This is a genomic window from Streptomyces sp. TLI_053, assembly GCF_900105395.1.
Taxonomy (GTDB): Bacteria; Actinomycetota; Actinomycetes; order Streptomycetales; family Streptomycetaceae; genus Kitasatospora.
Genome location: NZ_LT629775.1, coordinates 5,435,301 through 5,460,625, shown reverse-complemented (window position 1 = coordinate 5,460,625; position 25,325 = coordinate 5,435,301). Strand labels below are relative to the sequence as shown.

At 72.4% G+C, this 25,325-nt stretch carries 19 protein-coding genes; 15 read left to right on the top strand and 4 right to left on the bottom strand.

The annotated features are described in order from the left end of the window. The first annotated feature begins 2 nt into the window (after positions 1-2). From nadC to BLU95_RS43350, 12 genes are all read left to right on the top strand, one after another. Positions 3-995 (top strand): carboxylating nicotinate-nucleotide diphosphorylase, encoded by a 993-nt coding sequence (gene nadC / locus BLU95_RS22260; RefSeq protein WP_093861583.1) that lies wholly within the window; start codon positions 3-5, stop codon positions 993-995. 57 nt (positions 996-1,052) lie between these two features. Continuing rightward, entirely contained in the window at positions 1,053-1,847 is a 795-nt protein-coding gene (locus BLU95_RS22255) for a type III pantothenate kinase (RefSeq protein WP_093861582.1), read from the top strand. Positions 1,848-1,931: 84 nt separating this feature from the next. Further along, on the top strand, positions 1,932-2,702 hold the full coding sequence (locus BLU95_RS22250) for a hypothetical protein (RefSeq protein ID WP_093861581.1): 771 nt from the start codon (positions 1,932-1,934) through the stop codon (positions 2,700-2,702). A gap of 240 nt (positions 2,703-2,942) precedes the next feature. Then, on the top strand, positions 2,943-4,727 hold the full coding sequence (locus BLU95_RS22245) for a hypothetical protein (protein WP_093861580.1): 1,785 nt from the start codon (positions 2,943-2,945) through the stop codon (positions 4,725-4,727). A 99-nt stretch (positions 4,728-4,826) separates the two neighbouring features. Then, the gene (gene lysX / locus BLU95_RS22240) at positions 4,827-6,383 is read left to right on the top strand and encodes a bifunctional lysylphosphatidylglycerol synthetase/lysine--tRNA ligase LysX (RefSeq protein WP_093861579.1); all 1,557 of its coding nucleotides are present in this window, start codon (positions 4,827-4,829) and stop codon (positions 6,381-6,383) included. A gap of 4 nt (positions 6,384-6,387) precedes the next feature. Next, a complete protein-coding gene (locus BLU95_RS45190; protein WP_286158571.1) occupies positions 6,388-6,510 on the top strand; it encodes a hypothetical protein in 123 nt (40 codons plus the stop codon). A 140-nt stretch (positions 6,511-6,650) separates the two neighbouring features. Next, positions 6,651-7,112 carry a BlaI/MecI/CopY family transcriptional regulator gene (locus BLU95_RS22235; protein ID WP_093861578.1) on the top strand — a complete coding sequence of 154 codons (462 nt, stop codon included), beginning with the start codon at positions 6,651-6,653 and terminating at the stop codon, positions 7,110-7,112. Between the two features lie 9 nt (positions 7,113-7,121). Further along, positions 7,122-7,658, top strand: coding sequence for an amino-acid N-acetyltransferase (locus tag BLU95_RS22230; RefSeq protein WP_093861577.1), 537 nt, complete (start codon positions 7,122-7,124; stop codon positions 7,656-7,658). A gap of 91 nt (positions 7,659-7,749) precedes the next feature. Further along, positions 7,750-8,100, top strand: coding sequence for a histone-like nucleoid-structuring protein Lsr2 (locus tag BLU95_RS22225; protein WP_093861576.1), 351 nt, complete (start codon positions 7,750-7,752; stop codon positions 8,098-8,100). 670 nt (positions 8,101-8,770) lie between these two features. After that, positions 8,771-11,290 carry an ATP-dependent Clp protease ATP-binding subunit gene (locus BLU95_RS22220; RefSeq protein WP_093861575.1) on the top strand — a complete coding sequence of 840 codons (2,520 nt, stop codon included), beginning with the start codon at positions 8,771-8,773 and terminating at the stop codon, positions 11,288-11,290. Positions 11,291-11,634: 344 nt separating this feature from the next. Beyond that, complete coding sequence (locus BLU95_RS22215) at positions 11,635-13,989, top strand: immune inhibitor A domain-containing protein (RefSeq protein ID WP_093861574.1); 2,355 nt, start codon at positions 11,635-11,637, stop codon at positions 13,987-13,989. A gap of 391 nt (positions 13,990-14,380) precedes the next feature. Further along, positions 14,381-15,280, top strand: coding sequence for a M23 family metallopeptidase (locus BLU95_RS43350; RefSeq protein WP_093861573.1), 900 nt, complete (start codon positions 14,381-14,383; stop codon positions 15,278-15,280). Between the two features lie 130 nt (positions 15,281-15,410). Here the strand turns inward: BLU95_RS43350 and BLU95_RS22205 are convergent, their stop codons facing one another. Then, on the bottom strand, positions 15,411-16,037 hold the full coding sequence (locus tag BLU95_RS22205) for a TetR/AcrR family transcriptional regulator (protein WP_093861572.1): 627 nt from the start codon (positions 16,035-16,037) through the stop codon (positions 15,411-15,413). A gap of 252 nt (positions 16,038-16,289) precedes the next feature. Between BLU95_RS22205 and BLU95_RS22200 the strand changes: the two genes are divergently transcribed. Then, positions 16,290-17,918 carry an MDR family MFS transporter gene (locus tag BLU95_RS22200; protein WP_093861571.1) on the top strand — a complete coding sequence of 543 codons (1,629 nt, stop codon included), beginning with the start codon at positions 16,290-16,292 and terminating at the stop codon, positions 17,916-17,918. Positions 17,919-18,005: 87 nt separating this feature from the next. On the opposite strand, the gene BLU95_RS22195 is transcribed toward BLU95_RS22200, so the two are convergent. Next, entirely contained in the window at positions 18,006-18,980 is a 975-nt protein-coding gene (locus BLU95_RS22195) for an HhH-GPD family protein (RefSeq protein WP_093861570.1), read from the bottom strand. Positions 18,981-19,162: 182 nt separating this feature from the next. On the opposite strand from BLU95_RS22195, the gene BLU95_RS45185 reads away from it, so the two are divergent. Beyond that, on the top strand, positions 19,163-20,104 hold the full coding sequence (locus BLU95_RS45185; protein ID WP_159424972.1) for a hypothetical protein: 942 nt from the start codon (positions 19,163-19,165) through the stop codon (positions 20,102-20,104). 120 nt (positions 20,105-20,224) lie between these two features. Here the strand turns inward: BLU95_RS45185 and disA are convergent, their stop codons facing one another. Further along, positions 20,225-21,331, bottom strand: coding sequence for a DNA integrity scanning diadenylate cyclase DisA (disA, locus tag BLU95_RS22180; RefSeq protein ID WP_051741604.1), 1,107 nt, complete (start codon positions 21,329-21,331; stop codon positions 20,225-20,227). Between the two features lie 142 nt (positions 21,332-21,473). Next, positions 21,474-22,973, bottom strand: coding sequence for a DNA repair protein RadA (radA, locus tag BLU95_RS22175; protein ID WP_093861567.1), 1,500 nt, complete (start codon positions 22,971-22,973; stop codon positions 21,474-21,476). 187 nt (positions 22,974-23,160) lie between these two features. Between radA and BLU95_RS22170 the strand changes: the two genes are divergently transcribed. Next, positions 23,161-25,308: a BACON domain-containing protein gene (locus tag BLU95_RS22170; RefSeq protein ID WP_093861566.1), complete on the top strand. Its 2,148-nt coding sequence runs from the start codon at positions 23,161-23,163 to the stop codon at positions 25,306-25,308. Positions 25,309-25,325 lie beyond the last annotated feature (17 nt).

Genomic DNA, 25,325 nt, shown 5'->3' with positions numbered 1-25,325 from the left:
CCATGACCGACGCGACCGACGTGACCCACCTGCACGAGCACGAGCACGACGAGCTCCCGCTGGCCGGCGGCTGCGGCGACGGCTGCGCCTGCGGGGACGGCGAGGGCTACGAGACCGGCCTGGACCCCCAGCTCGCCGAGCTGCTGGAGGAGGCCGGGCTCGACCCGGTCGAGGTCGAGGACATCGCGACCCTGGCGCTGGCCGAGGACCTGGCCGGCGGCGAGGACGTCACCTCGGTGGCCACCGTGCCGGCCGACGCCGTCGCCACCGCCGACTTCACCGCCCGCGAGGCGGGCGTGGTGGCCGGCCTGCGGATCGCCGAGGCCGTCGTCTCGCTGGTCTGCGAGGAGGAGTTCGAGGTCGAGCGGCACGTCCAGGACGGCGACCGGGTCGAGGCCGGCCAGGTGCTGCTCTCGGTCCGCTCCCGCACCCGGGACCTGCTGACCGCCGAGCGCAGCGCGCTCAACCTGCTCTGCCACCTGTCCGGCATCGCCACCGCCACCCGTGCCTGGGCGGACGCCCTGGAGGGCACCGACGCGGTGGTCCGCGACACCCGCAAGACCACCCCGGGCCTGCGCGCGCTGGAGAAGTTCGCGGTCCGCTGCGGCGGCGGCGCCAACCACCGGATGGCGCTCTCGGACGCGGCCCTGGTCAAGGACAACCACGTGGTCGCGGCCGGCGGCGTCGCCGAGGCCTTCCGGGCCGTCCGGGCCGCCTACCCGGAGCTCCCGGTCGAGGTCGAGGTCGACACCCTGGAGCAGATCCCTCCGGTCCTGGAGGCCGGTGCCGAGCTGATCCTGCTGGACAACTTCACCGTCCCGCAGCTGCGCGAGGCGGTCGCCCTGGTGGCCGGCCGGGCCGAGCTGGAGGCGTCCGGCGGACTCACCCTGGCCACCGCGCGCGAGGTCGCCCAGACTGGTGTCCAGTACCTGGCGGTCGGCGCGCTGACCCACTCCTCGCCGATCCTGGACATCGGCCTGGACCTGCGCGCCTGACCGTCCGTCCGGCCCGTTCGCCCGTTCGCTCCCGGCCCTCGACGCAGAAAGCACCCGATGCTGCTCACCATCGACGTCGGCAACACCCAGACCACCCTCGGCCTGTTCGGCGGTGAGGAGGTGGTCGAGACCTGGCGGATCTCCACCGATCCGCGCCGCACGGCGGACGAGCTGGCGGTGCTGCTGCACGGCCTGATGGGCCCGCAGGGATCGGGGACCGCGATCGCGGACGCGAAGGTCGAGGGCCTGGCGATCTGCTCCTCCGTCCCCTCCGTGCTCCACGAGTTCCGCGAGGTGGCGCGCCGGTACTACGGCGACGTCCCCGCGGTGATCGTGGAGCCGGGGGTGAAGACGGGGGTGCACGTCCTCATGGACAACCCCAAGGAGGTCGGCGCCGACCGGATCGTCAACGCGCTGGCCGCCAACCACCTCTACGGCGGCCCCTGCATCGTGGTCGACTTCGGCACCGCCACCACCTTCGACGCGGTCAACGCCCGCGGCGACTACGTCGGCGGCGCGATCGCCCCCGGCATCGAGATCTCGGTCGAGGCGCTCGGCAACCGCGGCGCCCTGCTGCGCAAGATCGAGCTGACCCGCCCGCGCAACGTGATCGGCAAGAACACCGTCGAGGGCATGCAGTCCGGCATCCTCTACGGCTTCGCCGGGCAGGTCGACGGGCTGGTCGACCGGATGGCCCGGGAGCTGTCCAAGGACCCCGACGACGTCCAGGTGATCGCCACCGGCGGGCTGGCCCCGCTCGTCCTCGGCGAGGCCGGCTCCCTCGACGTCCACGAGCCCTGGCTCACCCTCATCGGCCTGCGCCTGGTCTTCGAACGCAACCGCCCGAGCTGACCGGGGGCGCGGCGCAGCGTCCGAACGTGGGGGCTCGGCGCGACACTACCGACAAATCGGATATTCCTCACGTAGTGTCAGTCCATGCCTACGCCACACGGATCGCGCGGCGGCATGGCCTTCAGCGCCGACGAAGTCCGCGTGCTGCGCCGCGCCCTCGCCCAAGCCCTGCACCCCGCCGTCCCCGCCCACCTCCAGCTCTCCGACCGGCCGCTGTACGCCGACCCGGTGGCCGCCCTGTGGGCCGAGGACGTCCAGGACGCACTGCGCCTGACCGAGGCGATCGACGAGGCCGTCCAGGAGGGGGGCCGGCTGCGCGCCTTCCTCCTCGCCGACCTCACCCGCTACCGGGCCGCGCTGCCCGGCAGCGCCAGCGGCTACCTGGAACGGCTGGAGGAGGCGGTCACCGACGGCTACCTCCCGGGACCGGAGGACCTCACCGCGCTGCGCGGACTGTCCCGCCAGCCCTGCGGCCAGCACGAGCGCTCCCGCCGCTCCCGGCTGGCCGGCCGCTGCCACGCGCTGGCCGAGGCCGCCGTCCGCGAGCGGCTCGCGCTCAGCACCGGCCAGCGCCACCTCGTCGCCGTACCGAGCCCCGCCGCACCCCCGAGCAGTCCCCTCATCCCTGTTGGAGGACGGATCCCGATGAGCAGCACCGAGCACCCCGCCGAGCAGCCCGCCGCCGGCCGCAAGGGCGCCCCCCGCGGCCCGCAGGACCAGCAGCCCGCCCGGCCGCACCGGATGCCGACCCCCGCCGAACTCTTCGGCCGCCGCCCCAAGGCCCCGGCGCACCCGGACCGGCCGGCCCACCCGGCCGCGCCCGAGGACCTGGAGCTGGCCACCGGCACCGGCTGAGCCCGCCCCGCCACCGCCTCCCGGGGAGGCCGCGCCGCACCGAGCGGCCCGGCCTCCCCGATCCATGTGTCGACAATTCCGTTCCCCGGGCGGATCGTTCGGGTCACAACTCGATAACCATCACCGCGCGCGCCGCCGGATCGCTCCCGTCCTGTACGAATTGATGGGCGATCAACCGGCTTGACGTCCGTCCGGCCGTCCATAGGGTCGCGGGGACACCCCACGATCAAGAGGATCCCCGTGAACTCGACCCGCATGCGCCGGGTGCTCGGCTCGGCCGCCGCGACGGCCGTCGCCGCCCTGTCCGTCGGCACGCTCGCCGTCCCCGCCCACGCCGCGGGACCGGCCCTCAGCATCGAGGTCGGCTCCCTGATCCAGGTCCCGGGCGAGCCGACGGCCCAGCCGCAGTTCGGCGAGAACGTCTTCCTCCGGGTCGGCCGGACCGGCACCGCCCCGGTCCCGGGCGCCAAGCTCACCCTCGACACCACCGGGCTGGACGGCGTCGCCACGCTCACCGCCTCCGGCGGCCGGTGCGCCACCGCGGCCCGGACCGTCACCTGCGACCTCAGCTACCTCAACAGCGACAGCATCAACATCACCGACCACCTGTGGCTCAGCGCCGTCCCCGGCGTCAGGGCCGGCACCAGGGGCGTGGTGCACGCCGCGCTGACCGCCCCCGGCGCCGAGTCCGCGAACAAGGACTTCTCGGTCGAGGTCGGCGGCGCCGCGTTCCGGGTCGCCGAGATCGCCCCCAAGGAGCAGGCCAAGGTCGGCACCACCTTCACCCCGGCCGTGCGGTTCGCCAACCGCGGCGGCGTCTCGGCCGCCCGGGCCGTCGTCGAGGTCATGATGCTGCCCGGGCTGAAGGTCGAGAACTGGCCGTCCAACTGCGAGTACGCCACCGACCCGGGCCGGCTCGGCCAGGAGGGCTTCGGCACCCCGATCGCGACCACCCACGCCATCTGCACCGTCGAGGGCGAGATCCTGCCCAACGAGCCGGTCCGGCTGAAAGGCGTCGACCTGACCGTCACCTCCGAGGCCCGGTACACCTTCGCGGACTTCATGGTCTTCGCCGACCCGGACGCGGCCGCCGCCCAGGGGCCGGCGCTGCGCCGGCGGCTGGCCTTCGAGCACGGCACCGGCGCGCCCGCCACCCTGGTCCGGGACTCCGCCGAGGGCATCCCCTCCGGCTACCCCGACATCAACGGCCACTTCACCGAGCAGGAGGTGCTCGCGGACAACGGCGCCGACTTCGCCCTGACCGGCACCTGGGCCCCGGACGCCTCCGGCCGTTCCGGCACGCTCACCGTCACGGCCGCCAACCGGGGCCCGGCCTCGATCTACGACCGCAGCGGCGGCGACGGCACCCCGTTCGTCCGGATCCAGCTGCCCGAGGGCGCCACCGTCACCGACCTGCCCAAGAACTGCCGGGCGGACAACCGCGTCCAGGGACAGCCGACGGACCGCCTGCTCAACCGGTACTCCTGCGACGCCTTCTCCTTCTTCATGGCGAACGGCGCCTCCAGCCGGCACGTCCTGGGCGTGCAGCTGGACGACGGCACCGTCCCGCTGTCGGCCACCGTCTCGTTCCAGAACCAGTTCAGCGACTTCGAGGAGGGCTACCCGAGCGCCCCCATGAGCTGGGACCCCGACCCGGACAACGACCGGATCAAGGTCGCGCTGCGCTCGCTCCCCGCGACCGTGCCCACCGGCCCGGACGCCGGGACCGGAGCCCCGGCCGAGCAGGTCGCACCGGTCGTCCCGGCCTCGGCGGCGGACGCCACCGGCAGCGGCACCGGGACCGGCACCGCGGCCGGCACGGCCACCACCACCGGCCGGAGCGCCGCCCGGACCGGGAGCACCGGGACCACCGACACGGTGGCACTCGGCCTCGCGGACGGCGGCGAGCTGGCCGACAGCGGCCGCCGCGACGCCGTCCCGCTGGCCTGGGCCTCCGCCACCGCCCTGACCCTGGGCGGCGCCGCGCTGCTCACCTCCCGCCGCCTCGGCCGCCGGCGCCCCTGAACCCGTCGCGCGGGGCGGGGGCGGCGCACCCCGCCCCCGCCCCGCGCGGCGCGGCAATCCCGTGGCGGAGCACCACCGCGGGCTGGCTACCCTGGTGGGGTGAGCGATCAGAGTCCCATCACCGCGACCGACGACCTTCCCGAGCAGATGCGCGTCCGGCGCGAGAAGCTGGACCGGCTCCGGGCCGCCGGCATCGACCCGTACCCGGTCGGCTTCCCCCGTACCAGCACCATCGCCGACCTCCGGGACAAGCACCCGGACCTGGCCCCGGACACCGCGACCGGCGAGCGGGCCGGCATCACCGGCCGGGTGGTGCTCTCCCGCACCGGTGGCAAGCTCTGCTTCGCGACCCTGCGCGACGGCTCCGGCGACCTCCAGGTGATGCTGTCCCTGGACAAGCTGGGCGAGGAGCGGCTGGCGGCCTGGAAGTCGGACATCGACCTCGGCGACCAGGTCGGCGTCGAGGGCGAGGTGATCACCTCCCGGCGCGGCGAGCTGTCGGTGATGGTGGACCGCTGGGAGCTCACCGCCAAGTGCCTGCGCCCGCTGCCCGACAAGCACAAGGGCCTGACCGACCCGGAGGCCCGGGTCCGCCAGCGGTACGTGGACCTGATCGTCAACCCCGAGGCCCGCGAGATCCTGCACCTCCGCTCCAGGGTGGTCCGCTCGATCCGCCGCACCTACGAGGAGCGCGGCTACATCGAGGTCGAGACCCCGATGCTGCAGCCGGTGCACGGCGGCGCCAACGCGCGTCCGTTCAAGACGCACATCAACGCCTACGACATCGACCTCTTCATGCGGATCGCCCCCGAGCTGTACCTCAAGCGGCTGGTGGTCGGCGGCGCGGAGAAGGTCTTCGAGATCAACCGCAACTTCCGCAACGAGGGCGCGGACTCCACCCACAACCCGGAGTTCACCTCGCTGGAGTCGTACGAGGCCTACGGCGACTACGACACCCAGGCCGAGCTGATCCGGGCCACCATCGTCAACGCGGCCCGGGACGCGCTGGGCACCACGGTGATCAAGGGCGTGGACCCGCACGGCGTGGAGCACGAGATCGACCTCGCCGAGCCCTGGGACGAGGTGAGCGTCTACCCCGGCATCTCCGCGCACCTGGGCACCGAGGTCACCCCGGAGACCGGCGTCGAGGAGCTGCGCAAGCTGGCCTCCGAGCACGGCATCCCCTTCGAGAAGGAGTGGGGCCACGGCCAGATCGTGCTGGAGATGGTCGAGCGCCTGCTGGAGGAGAACGCCGTCCGGCCGACCTTCATCAAGGACTACCCGACCGAGGTCTCCCCGCTGACCCGCCAGCACCGCTCGATCGCGGGCGTGGCCGAGAAGTGGGACCTGGTGATCTTCGGCACCGAGATCGGCACCGCCTACTCCGAGCTGATCGACCCGGTCGAGCAGCGCGCCCGCCTCACCGCGCAGTCCCTGCTCGCGGCCGGCGGCGACGTCGAGGCGATGCAGATCGACGAGGACTTCCTGCGGGCCCTGGAGTACGCGATGCCGCCCACCGGCGGCCTCGGGCTCGGGGTGGACCGCCTGATCATGCTGCTCACCGGCAAGAACATCCGGGAGACCGTGCTCTTCCCGCTGGTGAAGCCGGAGCCCAAGGCGTCCGCCGGTACGGCGGAGCAGACCGAGGAGGAGTGACCTGATGGACTACGTCAGCGCGATCGTCCCGCCGCTGGTCATGGCGATCGGCTTCGGATTCCTGGTGCGGGCCATCATCCGCACCCAGGGCGGCGCCCAGAAGGCCAAGGAGGACCTGGCCGACTGAGCGGCCGACGGCCCGTCCGGCATCCGCCGGACGCCCCCGCGGCACCCGCGCCGCCATTCCCGGATTCCGGGGGTGGCGGCGCGCCGGTTTCACCGCACTTCACAAGATTTGCCCCGTTCACTCCCTATCCTGGCCGCACTATGGTCCGGCAACTCGGCGAACTTGAGAACGCCATCATGACCCGGGTGTGGCAGTGGAACCGACCGGTCACGGTTCGCGAGGTCCTTCTGGATCTGCGGTCGGAACGGGAAATCGCGTACACCACGGTGATGACCGTCCTGGACAAGCTGCACCGAAAGGGCTGGCTCCGCCGGGAGCGCGTCGGCCGGGCCTATCGATATGAACCGGTCTCCTCGCGCGAGGCGTACACGGCCGCCCTGATGAACGACGCCTGGGCCACCGGCGACAATCCGGCCGCGGCCCTGGTGCACTTCTTCGGCCTGATGTCGCCCGAGCAACGGGAGGCGCTGCGGGACGCCCTGCGGGTGGCCGCTCTGTTCCCGACCGATCCGGCGGCCCCGGATTCTCCGGAGAGCGGGGCGCGGAGCGGACCGGAGAGCGGACCGGATACCGGGGAGACCGGATCGGCGCCGGCACGATAACGTCCCGCCATGGAGGTCACCATCCGCCGGGCGCGGACCACGGACGTTCGGGCAGTGCGCACGCTCATCGACACCTACTCGCGCGACGGGATTCTGCTCGACAAGCCCACCGTCACGCTGTTCGAATCGGTGCAGGAGTTCTGGGTCGCGGAACGCGACGACAACGGGACGGTGGTGGCCTGCGGCGCGCTGCACGTCATGTGGGAGGACCTCGCCGAGGTCCGCACGCTCGCCGTCGACGAGTCCTGCCGCGGCCACGGCGTCGGGCACCTGCTGCTGGAGAAGCTGCTGCAGACCGCCCGCTGGCTCGGCGTCCGTCGGATTTTCTGCTTGACGTTCGAGGTCCCGTTCTTCGCGAAACACGGTTTCGTGGAGATCGGAGAGGTCCAGGAAACCGATGATGGTACGACAGACCCGGCGGCGATCGCTACGGATGTCTATGAAGAACTTCTCCGCTCGTACGATGAAGGTGTTGCCGAGTTCCTCGACCTGGAGCGGGTGAAGCCCAACACGCTGGGCAACTCGCGCATGCTGCTGCACCTGTGAGCCGCCCCCGGGCGGTCAGGGGTTTGTGTTTTCCGGAGAAAGGCGCTTTCCTTTCCTTAGGCAATGGGTCGTTTAGCGGAAAGGGAAGCCCGTGGCACAGAGGGTGCAGGTCATTCTTGAAGACGATCTCGACGGCGGGTCGGCGGACGAGACGGTGACGTTCGCCCTGGACGGCGTTGCCTACGAGATCGATCTGAAGAGCGTCAACGCGGACAAGCTCCGCGATCTGCTGGCGCCGTACGTCGAGAAGGGCCGCAAGCAGAGCGGCCGCCTCGCTGGCCCCCGCCGCGCGGGCCGCAGCACCGCCCCGCGCCCGTCCGGCAGCGTCCCGGACACCGCCAAGATCCGCGCGTGGGCCAAGGAGCAGGGCCTGGAGGTCAACGACCGCGGCCGCGTCCCCAGCAATGTGCGCGAGGCCTACGAGAAGGCCAACGCGGCCTGATCCGGGCGAGGCCCGGCCGCCCGGACGGGTGCGGTGCCCCGGGCACCGGCCGGAGCGTCCACGGCACACGCGCGGGGCGCGGAGGGACTCCCTCCGCGCCCTGCGGCGTACGTCCGGACGGCGCCGCGGCGCCCCGGCGCGGGCGCGGCGGCCCGTTCGGGCAGCAGGCCGGGCACGGGCTCGGGCGGCAGAACGGTCACGGCCTGTGCAACGCTGGAGGGGCGAAGCGGTAACGCGGACACCACCGGGACGGCGTACCGGCCACCGCGGCCACGGCTGACCGACCGTCAGCGGCGGCCGACTTCTCGCCAGGCGAACACCGCCACCGCGGAAACTGCGCGAGAACCGCCCCGATACCGGGTATGAATGCAGATGGACGAGGTCCGTGACCCCGTCCGGGGCAGTACGCGTGACCGGTCGGACGCCCACCGGCTGCGCAGCGGCGGAGGTTGTTCGCCGATGGCGTAGCGGTATCCGGTGCATCCGGCCCCCGTGCGGGAACACCGTCTCCCAACATCGGGTTGGGACTGGTGTCGGCTGGTCGCGCAGCATGTCGCTCCCCGCGAGGGGAGCGAATCCGTGGGCCGCGCCGCTGAGCGGGACTAGCATGCGGAAGGACAGGGCGGGGACGGACCCCGAACTGCCCGACCGCTCTGAGGAGCGATAAACGATGTTCGAGAGGTTCACCGACCGCGCGCGGCGGGTTGTCGTCCTGGCTCAGGAAGAAGCCCGGATGCTCAACCACAACTACATCGGCACCGAGCACATCCTCCTGGGTCTGATCCACGAGGGTGAGGGTGTCGCCGCTAAGGCCCTGGAGAGCCTCGGGATTTCTCTTGAGGCCGTTCGCCAGCAGGTCGAGGAGATCATCGGCCAGGGCCAGCAGGCCCCGTCCGGTCACATTCCCTTCACCCCGCGGGCCAAGAAGGTCCTGGAGCTGTCGCTCCGGGAGGCCCTGCAGCTCGGCCACAACTACATCGGCACCGAGCACATCCTGCTCGGCCTGATCCGCGAGGGCGAGGGCGTCGCCGCCCAGGTCCTGGTGAAGCTGGGCGCCGACCTGAACCGGGTCCGTCAGCAGGTCATCCAGCTGCTCTCCGGTTACCAGACCCCCGGCGGCAAGGAGTCGGCCACGGCCGGCGGGCCCGCCGAGGGCACCCCGTCGACCTCGCTGGTCCTGGACCAGTTCGGCCGCAACCTCACCCAGGCCGCCCGCGAGGCCAAGCTCGACCCGGTGATCGGGCGCGAGAAGGAGATCGAGCGGGTCATGCAGGTGCTGTCCCGCCGCACCAAGAACAACCCGGTCCTGATCGGTGAGCCCGGCGTCGGCAAGACCGCCGTCGTCGAGGGCCTGGCCCAGGCGATCGTCAAGGGCGAGGTCCCGGAGACGCTCAAGGACAAGCAGCTCTACACGCTGGACCTGGGCGCCCTGGTGGCCGGCTCGCGCTACCGCGGTGACTTCGAGGAGCGCCTGAAGAAGGTCCTCAAGGAGATCCGCACCCGCGGCGACATCATCCTGTTCATCGACGAGCTGCACACCCTGGTCGGCGCGGGCGCCGCCGAGGGTGCCATCGACGCCGCCTCGATCCTCAAGCCGATGCTGGCCCGCGGTGAGCTCCAGACCATCGGTGCCACCACGCTCGACGAGTACCGCAAGCACCTGGAGAAGGACGCCGCGCTGGAGCGCCGCTTCCAGCCGATCCAGGTCGCCGAGCCCTCGCTGCCGCACACCATCGAGATCCTCAAGGGCCTGCGCGACCGCTACGAGGCCCACCACCGGGTCTCGATCACGGACGCCGCCCTGGTCGCCGCCGCCACCCTGGCCGACCGGTACATCTCGGACCGCTTCCTGCCGGACAAGGCGATCGACCTGATCGACGAGGCCGGCTCCCGGATGCGCATCCGCCGGATGACCGCGCCGCCGGACCTGCGCGAGTTCGACGAGAAGATCGCCGACGTGCGCCGCGAGAAGGAGAGCGCGATCGACGCGCAGGACTTCGAGAAGGCCGCGTCCCTGCGCGACGACGAGAAGCAGCTCCTGCAGGCCAAGGCCAAGCGCGAGAAGGAGTGGAAGGCCGGCGACATGGATGTCGTCGCGGAGGTCGACGAGGAGCTCATCGCCGAGGTCCTGGCCACCGCCACCGGCATCCCGGTCTTCAAGCTGACCGAGGAGGAGACCTCCCGGCTGCTGCGCATGGAGGACGAGCTGCACAAGCGCGTCATCGGCCAGAAGGACGCCATCAAGGCGCTCTCCCAGGCCATCCGGCGCACCCGTGCGGGCCTCAAGGACCCGAAGCGTCCCGGCGGCTCGTTCATCTTCGCCGGCCCGTCCGGCGTCGGAAAGACCGAGCTGTCCAAGACGCTCGCCGAGTTCCTCTTCGGCGACGAGGACGCGCTGATCGCGCTGGACATGTCGGAGTTCTCGGAGAAGCACACCGTCTCCCGGCTCTTCGGCTCGCCCCCCGGCTACGTCGGCTACGAGGAGGGCGGCCAGCTCACCGAGAAGGTGCGCCGCAAGCCGTTCTCCGTCGTCCTCTTCGACGAGGTGGAGAAGGCCCACCCGGACATCTTCAACTCGCTGCTGCAGATCCTGGAGGACGGTCGGCTGACCGACTCCCAGGGCCGCGTGGTCGACTTCAAGAACACCGTCATCATCATGACGACCAACCTCGGCACCCGGGACATCTCCAAGGGCTTCAACCTGGGCTTCGCGGCCCAGGGCGACACCCAGACCGGGTACGAGCGGATGAAGGCGAAGGTCGGCGAGGAGCTCAAGCAGCACTTCCGCCCCGAGTTCCTGAACCGCGTCGACGACATCGTGGTCTTCCACCAGCTGTCCGAGGAAGACATCATCCAGATCGTCGACCTCATGATCGACAAGGTGGACGAGCGGCTCAAGGACAAGGACATGGGCCTGGAGCTCAGCGTCGAGGCCAAGAAGCTGCTGGCCAAGCGCGGCTACGACCCGATCCTGGGCGCCCGGCCGCTGCGCCGGACCATCCAGCGCGAGATCGAGGACCACCTCTCCGAGAAGATCCTCTTCGGCGAGCTGCGGGCCGGCCACATCGTGGTCGTCGGCGTCGAGGGCGAGGGCAAGGACGCGAAGTTCACCTTCCGCGGCGAGGAGAAGTCCGCGGTCGCGGACACTCCGGCCGCTGTCGCCTCGCCGGGTCCCGACCTGACGAAGTAGCAACATTTAACAGACAACATCAACGGTTAGGGCCCCCGGCGTTCGCGCCGGGGGCCCTGACCGTTTTCCGTGCCCCGGTCGAAACTGTGACCCGAACCACGAACCGGCAGGTCGCTGGCCTGAACGGGGGCCGGTGCGGGTGCGATCGAAGCTGCGGTCATCTTTAATGGCAATGCTGTTGACAGCACGTCAGCTGATACGAAGTTGCGGAGGATAGCGCTGTGGCCATGTCACGGTCAAGGTCTATCTTTTCCGTCCACGCTTGGATCAAATGTCGTCCACCTGTCTTTCATTGGTTTACCGGAAGGCCAAGAGCCGGACGGTTTGGGGAGGACGTCACAACGTTGAAGATGACCAGGAAAGCCGCTTCGGCCGCCTCAGTCGTGGCGGTCATAGCCGCGCTCGGCGCGGGACTGCTCCCGAGCACGGCGGTCGCCGCCGGCGCCGCCCCCGTCCCGCAGGACCCGGCCGACGCCGTTCAGACCAGCACTGAGCACAACATTCCCGGCCCGCTGACCGAGAAGGTCGAGGCCGAGCAGAAGGCCGCCACCGAGCAGCTGCTCGCCGGCACCGCCCAGATCGAGCAGCACGGCGGCGGCTCCAGCATCAAGCTGGGCAAGGACAAGTACGTCGAGCTGGCCCGTGAGCGCACGGACAAGATCTTCACCATCCTGGTGGAGTTCGGCGACGAGGTGGACAACACCACCAAGACCCCGGACGGCAAGATCAAGTACGGCGGCCAGCCCGGCCCGCAGCGCAACCAGATCGAGAAGCCGGACGCCGCGACCAACAACTCCACCCTCTGGCAGGCTGACTACAACCAGCAGCACTACCAGGACCTGTACTTCAGCAAGACCGGCGACTCGCTGAAGACCTTCTACGAGAAGCAGTCCTCGGGCCGCTACTCGGTCGACGGTCAGGTCACCGACTGGGTGAAGATCAAGTACAACGAGGCCCGTTACGGCTCGGACTACTGCGGCCAGCACGTCTGCGCCAACGCGCAGGACCTGATCCGCGACGCGATCGACACCTGGGTCGCCGACCAGAAGGCCAAGGGCCAGACGGACGCGCAGATCAAGGCCACCATCGCGCAGTACGACCTGTGGGACCGGTACGACTACAACCACAACGGCAACTTCAACGAGCCGGACGGTTACATCGACCACTTCCAGATCGTGCACGCCGGTGAGGACCAGTCGGCGGGCGGCGGCAAGCAGGGTACTGACGCCCTGTGGGCCCACCGCTCGTACGTCTACGGCACCGGCGCCGGCACCACCGGTCCGGCCACCAACAAGCTGGGCGGCACCCCCGTCGGCAGCACCGGTGTCTGGGTCGGCGACTACACCATGCAGCCCGAGAACGGCGGCCTCGGTGTCTTCGCCCACGAGTACGGCCACGACCTCGGTCTGCCGGACCTCTACGACACCTCCGGCAGCGGCATCGACAACTCGGTCGGCTTCTGGTCGCTGATGTCGTCCGGCTCCTGGCTCGGCGAGGGCAAGAACTCGATCGGCGACATGCCGAACGACCTCGACGCCTGGAGCAAGCTCAAGCTCGGCTGGCTGAAGTACGACAAGGCCAAGGCCGGCACCGAGTCGACCCACCACATCGGCCCGGTCGAGTACAACAGCGCGCTCCCGCAGGCGCTCGTCGTCGACCTGCCGAAGAAGTCGGTCACCACCACCATCAACAAGCCCTACGCGGGTGCGAACGAGTGGTGGAGCGGCAGCGCGGACGACCTGAACGTCTCGCTGACCCGTGACCTCGACCTGACCGGCAAGACCAAGGCCGCGCTGTCGGCCAAGGCCTGGTACGACATCGAGCAGGACTTCGACTACGGCTACGCCGAGGTCTCCACCGACGGCGGCGCCAACTGGTCCGCCCTCGAGGGCACCTACAACGGCGTCGCGCTGCCGAAGGACCCCTCCGGCAAGGCCTCGCTGACCGGCAACTCGGGCGACAAGTGGGGCGACCTCGCCTTCCCGCTGGACGCCTACGCCGGCAAGGCCGTCAAGGTCCGCTTCCGCTACACCACCGACGGCGGTCTGCACCTCAAGGGCCTGGCGCTGGACGACATCGCGGTGACCGCGGACGGCGCCAACGTCTTCACCGACGGTGCCGAGAACGGTGACAACGGCTGGACCGCCAAGGGCTTCTCGCGGACCACCGGCTCGTTCACCAACGACTACAACCAGTACTACATCGCCGAGAACCGGCAGTACGTGTCGTACGACCGCACCCTCAAGGTCGGCCCGTACAACTTCGGCTTCGCCGACAAGCCGCTCTGGGTCGAGCACTACCCGTACCAGGCCGGTCTGCTGATCTGGTACTGGGACGAGTCGCAGACCGACAACAACGTCACCAACCACCCGGGTCAGGGCCTGATCCTGCCGGTCGACTCGCACCCGACCCCGCTGAAGTGGAAGGACGGCACGCTGATGCGCCCGCGCATCAACGGCTACGACTCCACCTTCGGCTCGCGCCGCACCGACGGTCTGACCCTGCACAAGGCGGGCGTCGAGACGGTCGTCCCGAAGGCCAAGGGTGTCGACGAGTTCTCCGACCTGAAGTCCTACTGGACCAAGGACAACCCGTACAGCAGCGTCATCGTCCCGAAGACGGGCACCAGCATCGAGGTCGAGAACGAGTCCTCGAACTACCTGGAGACCTGGATCCGCGTCCGCCCGGTCGACAACTGATCGAACCGAGCTCTGACGCCCGGTCCGTGACCAGGCACCGCTGAGCCGATCCGGCCCGCTCCCGCACCCGCGGGGGCGGGCCGGATTCTTTGTGTCCGGACGGTCCAAACACCACGGGCGGGTGGTGCTCCTCACAGCCCCCGGGGGCGGTACGAGCGGGAGTAGTAGGACGGCGGGGCGGACGGGCTCGGCCTTCGCCCCATGAACGGAGCATCCGATCGCATGATCCTTACTCCATCGGTTTGAATCTCCGGCCCAATGATGACTACACGCCGTAGTACGTCACACGGTTTGGGACTCCGCTCGGTGACGGTTACACCTGAGTGGTCCCCCACTCTGCACGCCCGAACGGGCTCAGCGTGCTGCCCCCGTACGTGTTCGTGAGGTTCCGATGTCTCCTGTCCCCCCGCTGGGGCCGACCCTGTGCCGGCTCGCCGACGCCTTCCTCAGGCAGACCGACCGGAACCGCTCCACCACCGCCGGCGCGGCCGGGGCAGCCGTCCTGACCGGCGCCCTGGTGCTCACCGCCGCGGTCAGCGCCTCGGCGCAGACCATCGCCCCGACCACCCCCGGCAGCTCGGTGTTCACCGCGCCGCACGGCGCGGCCCCGGCCCCGGCCCTGGTCCAGGTGGCCGGCCCCAGCGCGTACAACCTGCCGTCGGAGCAGTCCTCCGCCCAGGACTCGGTGGCGATCGCCGCCAATCTGCTGACCGCGCAGGCGGAGGCCCAGGCGCCGTCGGCCGACCAGGCACCGGCCGCCGACCAGGCCCCGGCCGAGGGGCAGTCGCCCGCCGCCGAGCCGGAGCCCGCCGCGCCGGAGGAGGCCCCCGCGCCCGCACCGGCGCCCGCGCCCACCCCCGCACCGGCCCCCGCGCCGGCCCGGCAGTGGTCCGCGCCGATCCCGGGAGCGCCGACCAGCAACCCCTACGGTGTGCGCAATGCCGAGTACGCGGCCGGGTACCACACCGGTGTGGACTTCGCGGTCTCCCCGGGCACCCCGCTGCTCGCGGTCGGCAACGCCACCGTGGTGTCGGCCGGCTGGGACGGCGCCTACGGCAAGGAGGTCGTCCTGCGGCTGGCCGACGGCCGCTTCGCCCAGTACGCGCACATGTCGGCGCTCGCGGTGTCGCCGGGCCAGAAGGTCGCGGCCGGGCAGCAGATCGGCCGCTCGGGCAACACCGGCAACTCGACCGGGCCGCACCTGCACTTCGAGATCCGCTCGGCCAACCAGTACGGCGCGGTGATCAACCCGATCGCCTACCTCGCCGCGCGCGGGGTCACCGACTTCTGATCCGTGGTGCGCCCGTGCCCCCGGTGCCTGCGGGCACCGGGGGCACCGCTGCGCGCGGCCTGCGCTGCGCGCGACCTCCGGTACCGGCGGCCTCCCGTCCGCGGCCAGGGGCGCCGGCGCCGCCGACCGGTCAGGCCGTCGGGGCGGGCCGGACGATCAGTCGGCAGATCTCCAGCGCCACGTGCTGGGCGGCCTCGATCGCCTCCTCGCGGGTGGCCTCGGCAACCGGGATGTCCCCGACGTAGCGGTCCACCTCGGGCCGCTGGTCCTGGTACAGCAGGAAGAGCGCCGAGTTGATGGTGAACAGGGACATCATCGCCCGCAGCCGGTCCTCGAAGCTCGCCCCGGGACCGTGCACCAACCGGACCAGGGCGATCATGCGGTCCCGGAACTCCTGACCGGCCTGCAGGTCGCGCAGCGCGGGCTGGTTCTCCTGGAAGAAGCGGAGCAGCGGCGCCCGCTCGGCCATCCCGGCCGCGAACCGGCGGATCAGCTCGTCCCGCACCTCGGGGGTCCAGGTCCGGTCCCGGCCCCAGGCGATCAGCTCGTCGAGCGGCGCGGCGGTGGTCGCCACGATGCCGTGGACGATGTCTTCCTTGGTCTTGAAGTGGTAGTAGAGCGCGGCCTTGGTGACGCCCAGCCGGTCCGCGATCTCCCGCAGCGAGGTGCGCTCGTAGCCCTGCTCGGAGAAGAGCTCCAGGGCGATCGCGACGATGCGCGCCCGGGTGTCGCTACGGGGGCTCTGCGTCGTGCCCATCGCCTGCCTCTGACTGCGTCGTGGTTCGGTCCCCGGCGACCCGCGGCAGCCGCGGCATGAGCGGCTGGCGCCCCTGACCGGCGACCATGGGTGCGCCCATTCTTCCTGCCCCGGAGGTCCACCGAAAAACTGGCTTGACGACCGGCTAGTGCACAACCTACCGTGCCCACGGTCCACAAACTAGCCGGGCGACAAGTAAGGGAACTTCCGCAGGCCCCATCGGTCGCCCGCCCCTGCCCGGGAGTCCCACCCATGTCACACCCCAAGGCCGGCACCGCGGCCCCCGAGAAGCAACCGGCCGAGGACGAGCAGCCCCGTTCGGCCCGCGAGATCCGCCTGGTCATGGTCGGCCTGGTGGTCACCATGCTGCTCGCCATGCTCGACGGCCTGATCGTCGGCACCGCGATGCCGACCATCGTCGGTGAGCTCGGCGGCGCCGAGCACCTCTCGTGGGTGGTCACCTCCTACACCCTGGCCACCGCCGCCTCCACCCCGATCTGGGGCAAGCTCGGCGACCTCTACGGCCGCAAGGGCACCTTCCTCACCTCGATCGTGATCTTCCTGGCGGGCTCGGCGCTCTCCGGCCTCTCCCAGGACATGACGGAGCTCATCGGCTTCCGCGCCCTCCAGGGCCTGGGCGCCGGCGGTCTGATGGTCGGCGTGATGTCGATCATGGGCGCGCTGGTCCCGCCGCGCGACCGCGGCAAGTACCAGGGCATGTTCGCCGCGGTGATGGCGCTCGCCACCATCGGCGGCCCGCTGGTCGGCGGCTTCATCACCGACCACCTGAACTGGCGCTGGACCTTCTACATCAACCTGCCGCTCGGCGCCGTCGCGCTCGCCGTCGTCGTGGTCACCCTGAAGCTGCCGAAGGTCCGCAGCAAGGCCAGGATCGACTACCTCGGCGCGGTGCTGCTCACCACCGGCATCACCTCGCTCACCCTGATCACCACCTGGGGCGGCCAGGAGTACGCCTGGGGCTCGAAGCAGATCCTCGGCCTGGGCGCGCTGGCCGCGGCCTCCCTGATCGGCTTCTGCTACGTCGAGCAGCGGGTCGAGGAGCCGATGCTGCCGCTGTCGCTGTTCAAGAACCTGAACTTCACCCTGGTCTCGATCATCGGCTTCGTGGTCGGCTTCGTGATGTTCGGCTCGACCGTCTTCCTGCCGCTCTACCAGCAGACCGTGCAGGGCGCCTCGGCCACCAACTCCGGCCTGCTGCTGATGCCGATGATGTTCGGGATGCTGGTCGTCTCGCTGGTGGTCGGCCAGGCGGTGACCAAGACCGGCAAGTACCGGATCTACCCGATCATCGGCACCGTCGTGATGACCGCCGGCATGCTGCTGCTGTCGACCCTCTCCACCGACACCTCGGGCTTCACCTCCGCCTGCTGGATGGTGGTGCTCGGTGCCGGCATGGGCTTCCTGATGCAGATCACCATGCTGGTCGCGCAGAACAGCGTCGAGCTCAAGGACATGGGCGTGGCCAGCTCCACCGCCACCCTGTTCCGCACCATCGGCGGCTCCTTCGGTGTCGCGCTGTTCGGCGCGCTGTTCAACAACCGGGTCACCGAGACCATGAACGAGCGGCTCGGTTCGGCCGCCGGTGCGGGTTCCGCGCAGGGCGGCGACCCGGCCCAGCTGAGCCCGGGCGCGCTCAGGGCGCTGCCCGCGCCGGTCCAGGACGCCTACCACCACGCGGTCGCCAACGGCATGCACACCGTCTTCCTGTGGGGTGCGGCCGCCGCCGTGATCTCGGTCGCCGCCGCGGTCTTCATGCGGGAGGTGCCGCTGCGCGGGGCCGGCGGACCGGCCGCCGACACCAAGGACGGCGAGGCCGGCAAGGGCGCGGCGGTCGGCAACACCGAGGCCGTCGCGATCTGACCCGGTCCACCACCGGAACGCACCGGGCCCCCGCTCGCCGAACCGGCGGGCGGGGGCCCTCGTGTCGTTCCCGGGGCCGGGAGCCCGCTAGCGGGGGAGCCGGTAGACGCCCTGCTCGACCGGTTCGACCAGTCCGTCGGCGACCAGCCCGTCCAGGGCGCGGGCGCGCTGCACGGCGTCCGGCCAGACCTCGTCGAGCCGGGCCTGCGGCACCTCGTCGTGCGCCTCGCGGAGCACCGCGAGCAGCTTGCCGCGGACCTGGCGGTCGGTGCCCTCGTAGGTCTGGCCGCGCCGGGCCGGGCCCTCGTAGGGCGGGCGGCCGGCCCGCTGCCAGGCGCAGGAGGTGAACAGCGGGCAGTCCCCGCACTCCGGACCGCGGGCCGTGCAGACCAGCGCGCCCAGCTCCATCACGGCGACCGCCCAGGTGGCGGCCGTGCGGTCGGCGGCGGGCAGCAGCGCGGTCGCGGTCCGCCGCTCGGCCGCCGTGGTGGCCTGCGCCGGGTACTCGTCACCGGTCACGGCCCGGGCGAACACCCGGCGGACATTGGTGTCCAGCACCACGTGCCGCTGGCCGAAGGCGAAGGAGGCCACCGACGCCGCGGTGTACTCGCCGACCCCGGGCAGCGAGAGCAGGGTCGCGTGGTCGTCCGGGACCTCGCCGCCGTGCTTCTCGGTGATCGCCACCGCGGCGCCGTGCAGGCGCAGCGCCCGACGCGGGTAGCCCAGCCGGCCCCACATCCGGACGGCCTCGCCGGGCGCCTCGGCGGCCAGGTCGGCCGGGGTCGGCCAGCGCTCCATCCAGGTCTCCCAGACGGGCAGGACGCGCTTCACCGGGGTCTGCTGGAGCATGAACTCGCTGACCATCACGGCCCAGGGCGAGGCGTCCGGCGTCCGCCAGGGCAGCTCCCTGGCGTTGGCCGCGTACCAGTCGAGGACGGTCGCGTGCAGGACCGGCAGCGGCAGCCCGAGCTTCGGCGTCGCCCCGGCGGGCGCGTCGGGGCCCGGCGGTGCGGCGGGGCCGGCGGGTGCGGGAAGGACGGGGGTGACGGTGTTGGCAGCCATGGCCCTTCGATCCTCCCACGCCCGACCCGGCCACCGAAGTGGATCATCGGGTTCCGCTTCAGCGTGCAAAACACCCCATTCAGCCTCGCCCGAACGGCGCAAATGGCGGATCATGTGAAGGAAGGGGTGACTGTGCGGTGTTGGTGCGTCAAGGGGCACACACTGTCTCGTAGAGTTTGGGCGTGCCCTCTCTCCGTCAACCCGTAGGACCGCTGCCGGCCTCGATCTACTGGCGTCGGCGCGTCGTCGTGATCGTCGCCGCCGTCGCGGTCGCCGCCCTCGTCATCTGGCTGATGACCGATCAGGGCGGGGGTGGCGACGGAGCGAAGGACAAGGCCGCACAGGCCGTACCGACCCAGTCCCAGAACCAGACGCCCGCCCAGGCGATCACGCCGGGCGCCTCGCCGAGCGGACCGGCCAACAACTCCCGGCCCGGCAGCGGCAGCGGCGGCGGCAGTGCCTCCGGCGGCGCGGTGGGCGGCTCCGGAGGCGGGGACGTCAGCCTGAGCACCGGCGGCACGACCGGCGGCGGCGCTGCCCCGGCACCCGCCACCGGCGGGGCGGCTGGCGGCGGAGCGGCGGGCGGCGCCGGCGGCACGGGCGGCAGCGGCGCCACGGGCGCGGGCGGCTCGGGCGGCGGCACTCCGGCCGGTACCGGCGGTGCGGGCGGCAACGGCGGCCAGCCTCCGGTGAACACCACCGAGATCATGGCCCTGCCGGTCTGCGCCTCCTCCCAGGTGACGCTCAATCTGGCCAGCGCCCAGAACTCCTACCAGCCCAAGGACAAGCCCAAGCTGGCGCTGACCATCAACAACTCCTCCGCCACCAACTGCCGGGTGGACCTGGGCCGGACCGCCTCCGCGATCACCGTCACCGCCAGCAACGGCGAGCGCATCTGGTCCTCCGGCGACTGCCCGGCCGACCGGAACAGCTCCTGGGTCCAGCTCCCCGCCAACGGCGGGCTGACCGAGACCTTCGGCTGGGACCGGGTCCGCAGCAAGCCGCAGTGCGCGACCGCCGACCCGGCGCCCGCCCCGGCCGGCAACTACCTGGTGGTCGCCGACCTCACCGGCCTCTCCGGCGGCCAGGCCTCGGCCCGCTCCCCCATCCGCCTGGAGAACTGAGGCGGGTCCTTCGGACCACGCGCAAGGCCCGGACCGTGGGAACGGTCCGGGCCTTCCGCATGCTCCGCGCCTTGCGGGTCCGGGGCCGGGCCCCGGGTGGCCCCGGGGCCCGGCGTCCGATCAGACGTAGCGCTCCAGGATGGACGATTCGGCAAGGCGGGACAGGCCCTCCCGGACCGAGCGGGCCCGGGTCTCGCCGACGCCCTCGACCGTCTGCAGATCGTCGATGCTGGCGGCCAGCAGCTTCTGCAGTCCGCCGAAGTGCTCCACCAGGCGCTCTATCACCGTGTTGGGCAGGCGCGGGATCTTGGCCAGCAGCCGGTAGCCGCGCGGCGAGACCGCCGAGTCCAGCGACTCCGGCGTGCCCGAGTAGCCGAGCGCCTTGGCCACCGTCGTGAGGTCGAGCAGCTCGGCGTGGGTCAGCGCCTCCAGGTCGGCCAGGACCTCGGTGACGGTCCGGCCCTTCTTGGCGGCGCGCTCCGGGAAGTAGTCCCGGGCGACCAGCTCGCGCTCCGGCTCAACGCCCGCGATCAGCTCGTCCAGCTGGAGCGAGAGCAGCCGGCCGTCGATGCCGAGCTCCAGCACGTAGCCGGCGATCTCGGTGGCGATCAGCCGGACCATCTCCAGCCGCTGCGCGACGGCGGTGACGTCCCGGACCGTCACCAGGTCCTCGATCTCCAGTGCGGAGAGCGTGCCCGCCACCTCGTCCAGGCGCAGCTTGTAGCGCTCCAGGGTGGCCAGCGCCTGGTTCGCGCGGGACAGCACGGTGGTGGAGTCCTCCAGCACCCGGCGGGTGCCGTTGACGTACATGGCGATCAGCCGCATCGAGTGCGAGACCGCCACCACCGGGAAGCCGGTCTGCCGGTTGACCCGCTCGGCGGTGCGGTGCCTGGTCCCGGTCTCGTCGGTCGGGATGGTGGAGTCCGGCATCAGGTGGACGCCGGCCCGGACGATCTTGGTGATGTCCTTGTCCAGCACCACGGCACCGTCGAGCTTGCACAGCTCGCGCAACCGGGTCGCGGTGAACTCGACGTCCAGCACGAAGCCGCCGGTACAGATCGGCTCGACGGTCTTGTCGAAACCGAGCACGATCAGACCGCCGGTGTTGGCCCGGAGCACCCGCTCCAGACCGTCACGCAGTGCGGTGCCGGGGGCGATGGCGGTGAGGGAGGCCCGCAGCAGGGCCTCCTCGCGGGAGGACTTGTCCGCCCGGTCGCTGGCTGCCACGTGACTCCTCCGGTCGACCCCGTACCGGGCGCCTCGTGCGGCGGGCGCCGGCCTGCGGTCTGTTGCTCTGTCGCTTAGTACTGCCTTATCACCAATGAGACAGGGGAAAGTCTAACTGCGTGCGGCAACGACAGGGCTTGGGTCAGCGCAGTTCGTCGGAGTCGAGCGGCTCCCACCCCTCCATGACCTCCTCCGGGTAGGCCGCCGGCCGGTGCGCCCGGGGGGCCGGCGGCGCCGACGGGGCCTCACCCTTCGGCTTCGCGGCGGCCCGACGGCGGCCCGGGAGCGCCCGCAGCGCCTCGCCGATGTCCGCCACCTCGACCACCTTCATGCCCGGCGGGACCTTGCCCGGGTCCGGCGGGACGAGCGCGTGGGTGAAGCCCAGCCGGTGCGCCTCGGCCAGCCGCCGCTGCACACCCGTCACCCGCCTCACCTCGCCGGCCAGGCCGACCTCGCCGATCGCGACCAGGTTGCTGGGCAGCGGGGTGTCCGAAGAGGAGCTGGCGACCGCGAGGGCGATCGCGAGGTCCGCCGAGGGCTCGGAGAGCTTCACGCCGCCGACGGTGGCGGTGTAGATGTCCTGCTTGCCGAGCTTGACCCCGCCGTGCCGCTCGACCACGGCGAGGATCATCGCGATCCGGGGCGACTCCAGACCGGAGGTGGTCCGCCGGGGCGAGGGGATCTGCGAATCGACCATCAGCGCCTGCACCTCGGCGACCAGCGGGCGCTTCCCCTCCAGGGTCACGGTCAGGCACGTCCCGGGCACCGGCTTGTCACGCCTGGTCAGGAAGAGGCCGGAGGGATCGGCCAGGCCCTCGATGCCCTCGTCGTGCAGCTCGAAGCAGCCGACCTCGTCGGTCGCGCCGTAGCGGTTCTTGATCCCGCGGATGATCCTCAGCCGGGCGTGGCGGTCGCCCTCGAAGCTCAGCACGACGTCCACCAGGTGCTCCAGCAGGCGGGGGCCCGCGATCTGGCCGTCCTTGGTGACGTGGCCGACCAGCAGGGTGGCCATGCCGCGGTCCTTGGAGGCCCGGATCAGCGCGCCGGCCACCTCGCGGACCTGGGCCGGGCCGCCGGGCGCGCCGTCCAGCTCGGCGGAGGCGATGGTCTGCACCGAGTCCAGGATCAGCAGGCCGGGGTCGACCGCCTCGATGTGGCCGAGCACGGCGCCGAGGTCGGACTCGGCGGCCAGGTAGAGGTGGTCGGAGAGCGCGTTGATCCGGTCGGCGCGCAGCCGCACCTGGCCGGCCGACTCCTCACCCGTGACGTAGAGCGTGCGGTGCCGGTCACTGGCGGCCTTGGCGGCGACGTCGAGCAGCAGGGTGGACTTGCCGACGCCGGGCTCGCCGGCCAGCAGCACCACGGCGCCCGGAACCAGGCCGCCGCCGAGCACCCGGTCCAGCTCGGGCACGCCGGTGGAGCGGGCCGTCGCCACCTGACCGTCCACCTGGCCGATCGGGCGGGCGGGCGAGCTGACCGGCCCGGCGGCCGTCGTCCGGATCGGCACCGCGCCGTACTCCTCGACCGTGCCCCAGGCGTTGCACTCCGGGCAGCGGCCGACCCACTTGGGCAGCTGGTTGCCGCACTCGGTGCAGCGGTAGGCCGGGCGCGGCTTGGCGGTGGTCTTGGTACGGGCAGCCATGCGGTCACCGTAGCGCCCGGGTACGACAACGCGGGGGGCGGCCGGGCCGGGGACGGCACGGGCACGGGCGCGAGGGCGGGAGCCGGAGCCGGAGCCGGTCCACGAATGAGCGATGTTGTTACCCGAAAGAAGTACAACCGGGCGGAATGGCCCGGGCCGGGCCGCCGCCGTCTCTACCGTCGGACGGGTGACGACGAGTACCGAAGGGCCGCGCGACGCCGTCCTCGCGGCGTACGAGCGACAGGTCGACGGCCTCTTCACCTACTGCCTCTCGGTGCTGTGCGAGCACGAGGCCGCGGCGGCCGCCCTGCGGGAGGTACGCGAGCTGGCGGTGCGGCACGGCGCCCGGCTGGCCGAGCCCGGGCTGCTCCGGGCCTGGCTCTACTCGCTGGCCCGGTACTGCTGCCTGCGGCGGCTGGCGGACGGCCCGCAGGGCGGTCCGGAGACCGGTACGGCGGGCCCCGCGGGTGCGGTGGGCGCTGTGGGTGCGGCGGGGCGTGCGCGCGGGAGCTGGGCGGCGGGGACGGCCGGGGACCGGGCGGGCGGGGACGGCGAGGGCGGGCCCGAGGCGGTCCGGCGGCGGCGCGAGCTGGCCTCACTGGCCTGGCCCGAGGCGGCCGGCACCGATCCCGAGCAGCGCGAGGCGCTGGAACTGGCCGTCCGCCACCGGCTCAGCCCGATCGAGGTGGCCGCCGTCCTGGGGCAGCCCTTCGACACCGTCCGGGTACTGCTGGCCTCCGCGCGGGCCGAGGTCGACCGGACCAGGGCCGCCCTGCTGGTGCTGGGCGTGGGCAGCTGCCCCGAACTGGACCGGCTCGGCGGCGCCGGGGCGGAGAGCTGGCGGGACTGGGTGCTCGGCCCGGCGCTCCGCCGCGAGCTGGTGCGGCACGTGGTGGACTGCCCGACCTGCCGGGGGACGGCGGAGCGGGTCGCGGGCGAGGTGCCGCAGGGCCCGGCCCTGTCCGGACTGCCGGTGCTCACCGCGCCGGCCGGGGCGGGGTCCGGTCCGGGGGGCCCGGGCGCCGCGGCCGGCGGGTCCGGCGGGGCCGGCTCCCCGGCGGGCGGGTCCGGCTCCCCGGCGGGCACCCTGGTGTTCCTGCCGCCGGCCACCCGGGAGCCGACCGGGCGGCGGGCGGGCACGCCCGTCCCGGTGACCGAGCCGGGGCTCCGCTTCGACCAGGGCGGGTTCCCCCGCCACCGCGCGCCGGACACCGGACGCGGGCCCACGGTGCGGCGCCGGGTGGTGACCACCGGGGTGCTGGCCGCCGTCCTGGCCGCGCCCGTGGTCGCGCTGTGGGCCGGGCACCGGAGCGGCGGCGGGCCGGGGGCGGCCGCCGCGGTCTCCTCGGTCCGCGTCGAGGAGGACGGGCGGCCGGCGGGCGGGAGGCGCCCCGGGGGCGCGGCGGACGGTACGGCGGGCCGGGGCCCGGACGCTCCGGCCGTCCCGGTGGACGGCACGGTGCTCGGCGCCGTGATCGGCGCGGACGGGGGGACCGGCGGGGGCGGCGGGATCGGCGGGGCACCGGCCCGGGGCGCCGGACCGGCGGTGGCCGGGATGGAGCTCGCCGGGGCGGGCCCCCTCGGTGCAGAAACGTTGCTGCCCGGGATCCAGGGCCCGCTGATTCCGGTCCCGGCCCACGGTGCCACCCCGCTCGCCAGCCCCACCCTGGTCGCGGCACCGGCCCCCGCCGGCGGGGCGGCGGTCGTGCCGTCCGGCCCGGACGGTTCCCCGAACGGGGCGTCCGCTCCCTCCGGTCTGCTGACCGTCGAGGCCGGCGACTACGGCAGCCGGACGGTACTCACCCTCACCAACTCCGGCGGCACCGAGATCCGCTGGCACGCCGTGGTGGACGCGTCCTGGCTGCGGCTCAGCCGCGACTCCGGGACGCTCGCGCCCGGGCAGCGGATCACGGTGATCGTCAGCGTCGACGAGGACCTCGCCCCGGCGACCCGCTGGACCGCCCGGATCGCGCTGCCGCCCTCGCAGGCCGTGGTCACCCTGGAGGGCGGACCGCAGCACCGCGGCGGGTCCACCCCGGCCCCGTCCGAGCCGGGCACCGGCGAACCGACCGGCGCGCCGAGCCCCGCCCCCACCGGCGGACCGGCCCCGTCCGGCACCCCGGCACCCACCGCTCCGCCGACGACCGCCCCGGCCCCGACGACGACCCCGACCGGCGGCGCGACCGGGGGCGCGACCCCCACCGCGACGCCCGTACCGACCACGCCGCCACCGACCTCCGCACCGAGCCCGACCGGACCGGCGACCCCGTCCCCGGCCCCGGCCAGTGCCGCTCCGTCCGAACCGGCCGCCTCCACCGGCCCCGCGCCGCACTGAGCCGTGCTGAGCCACCG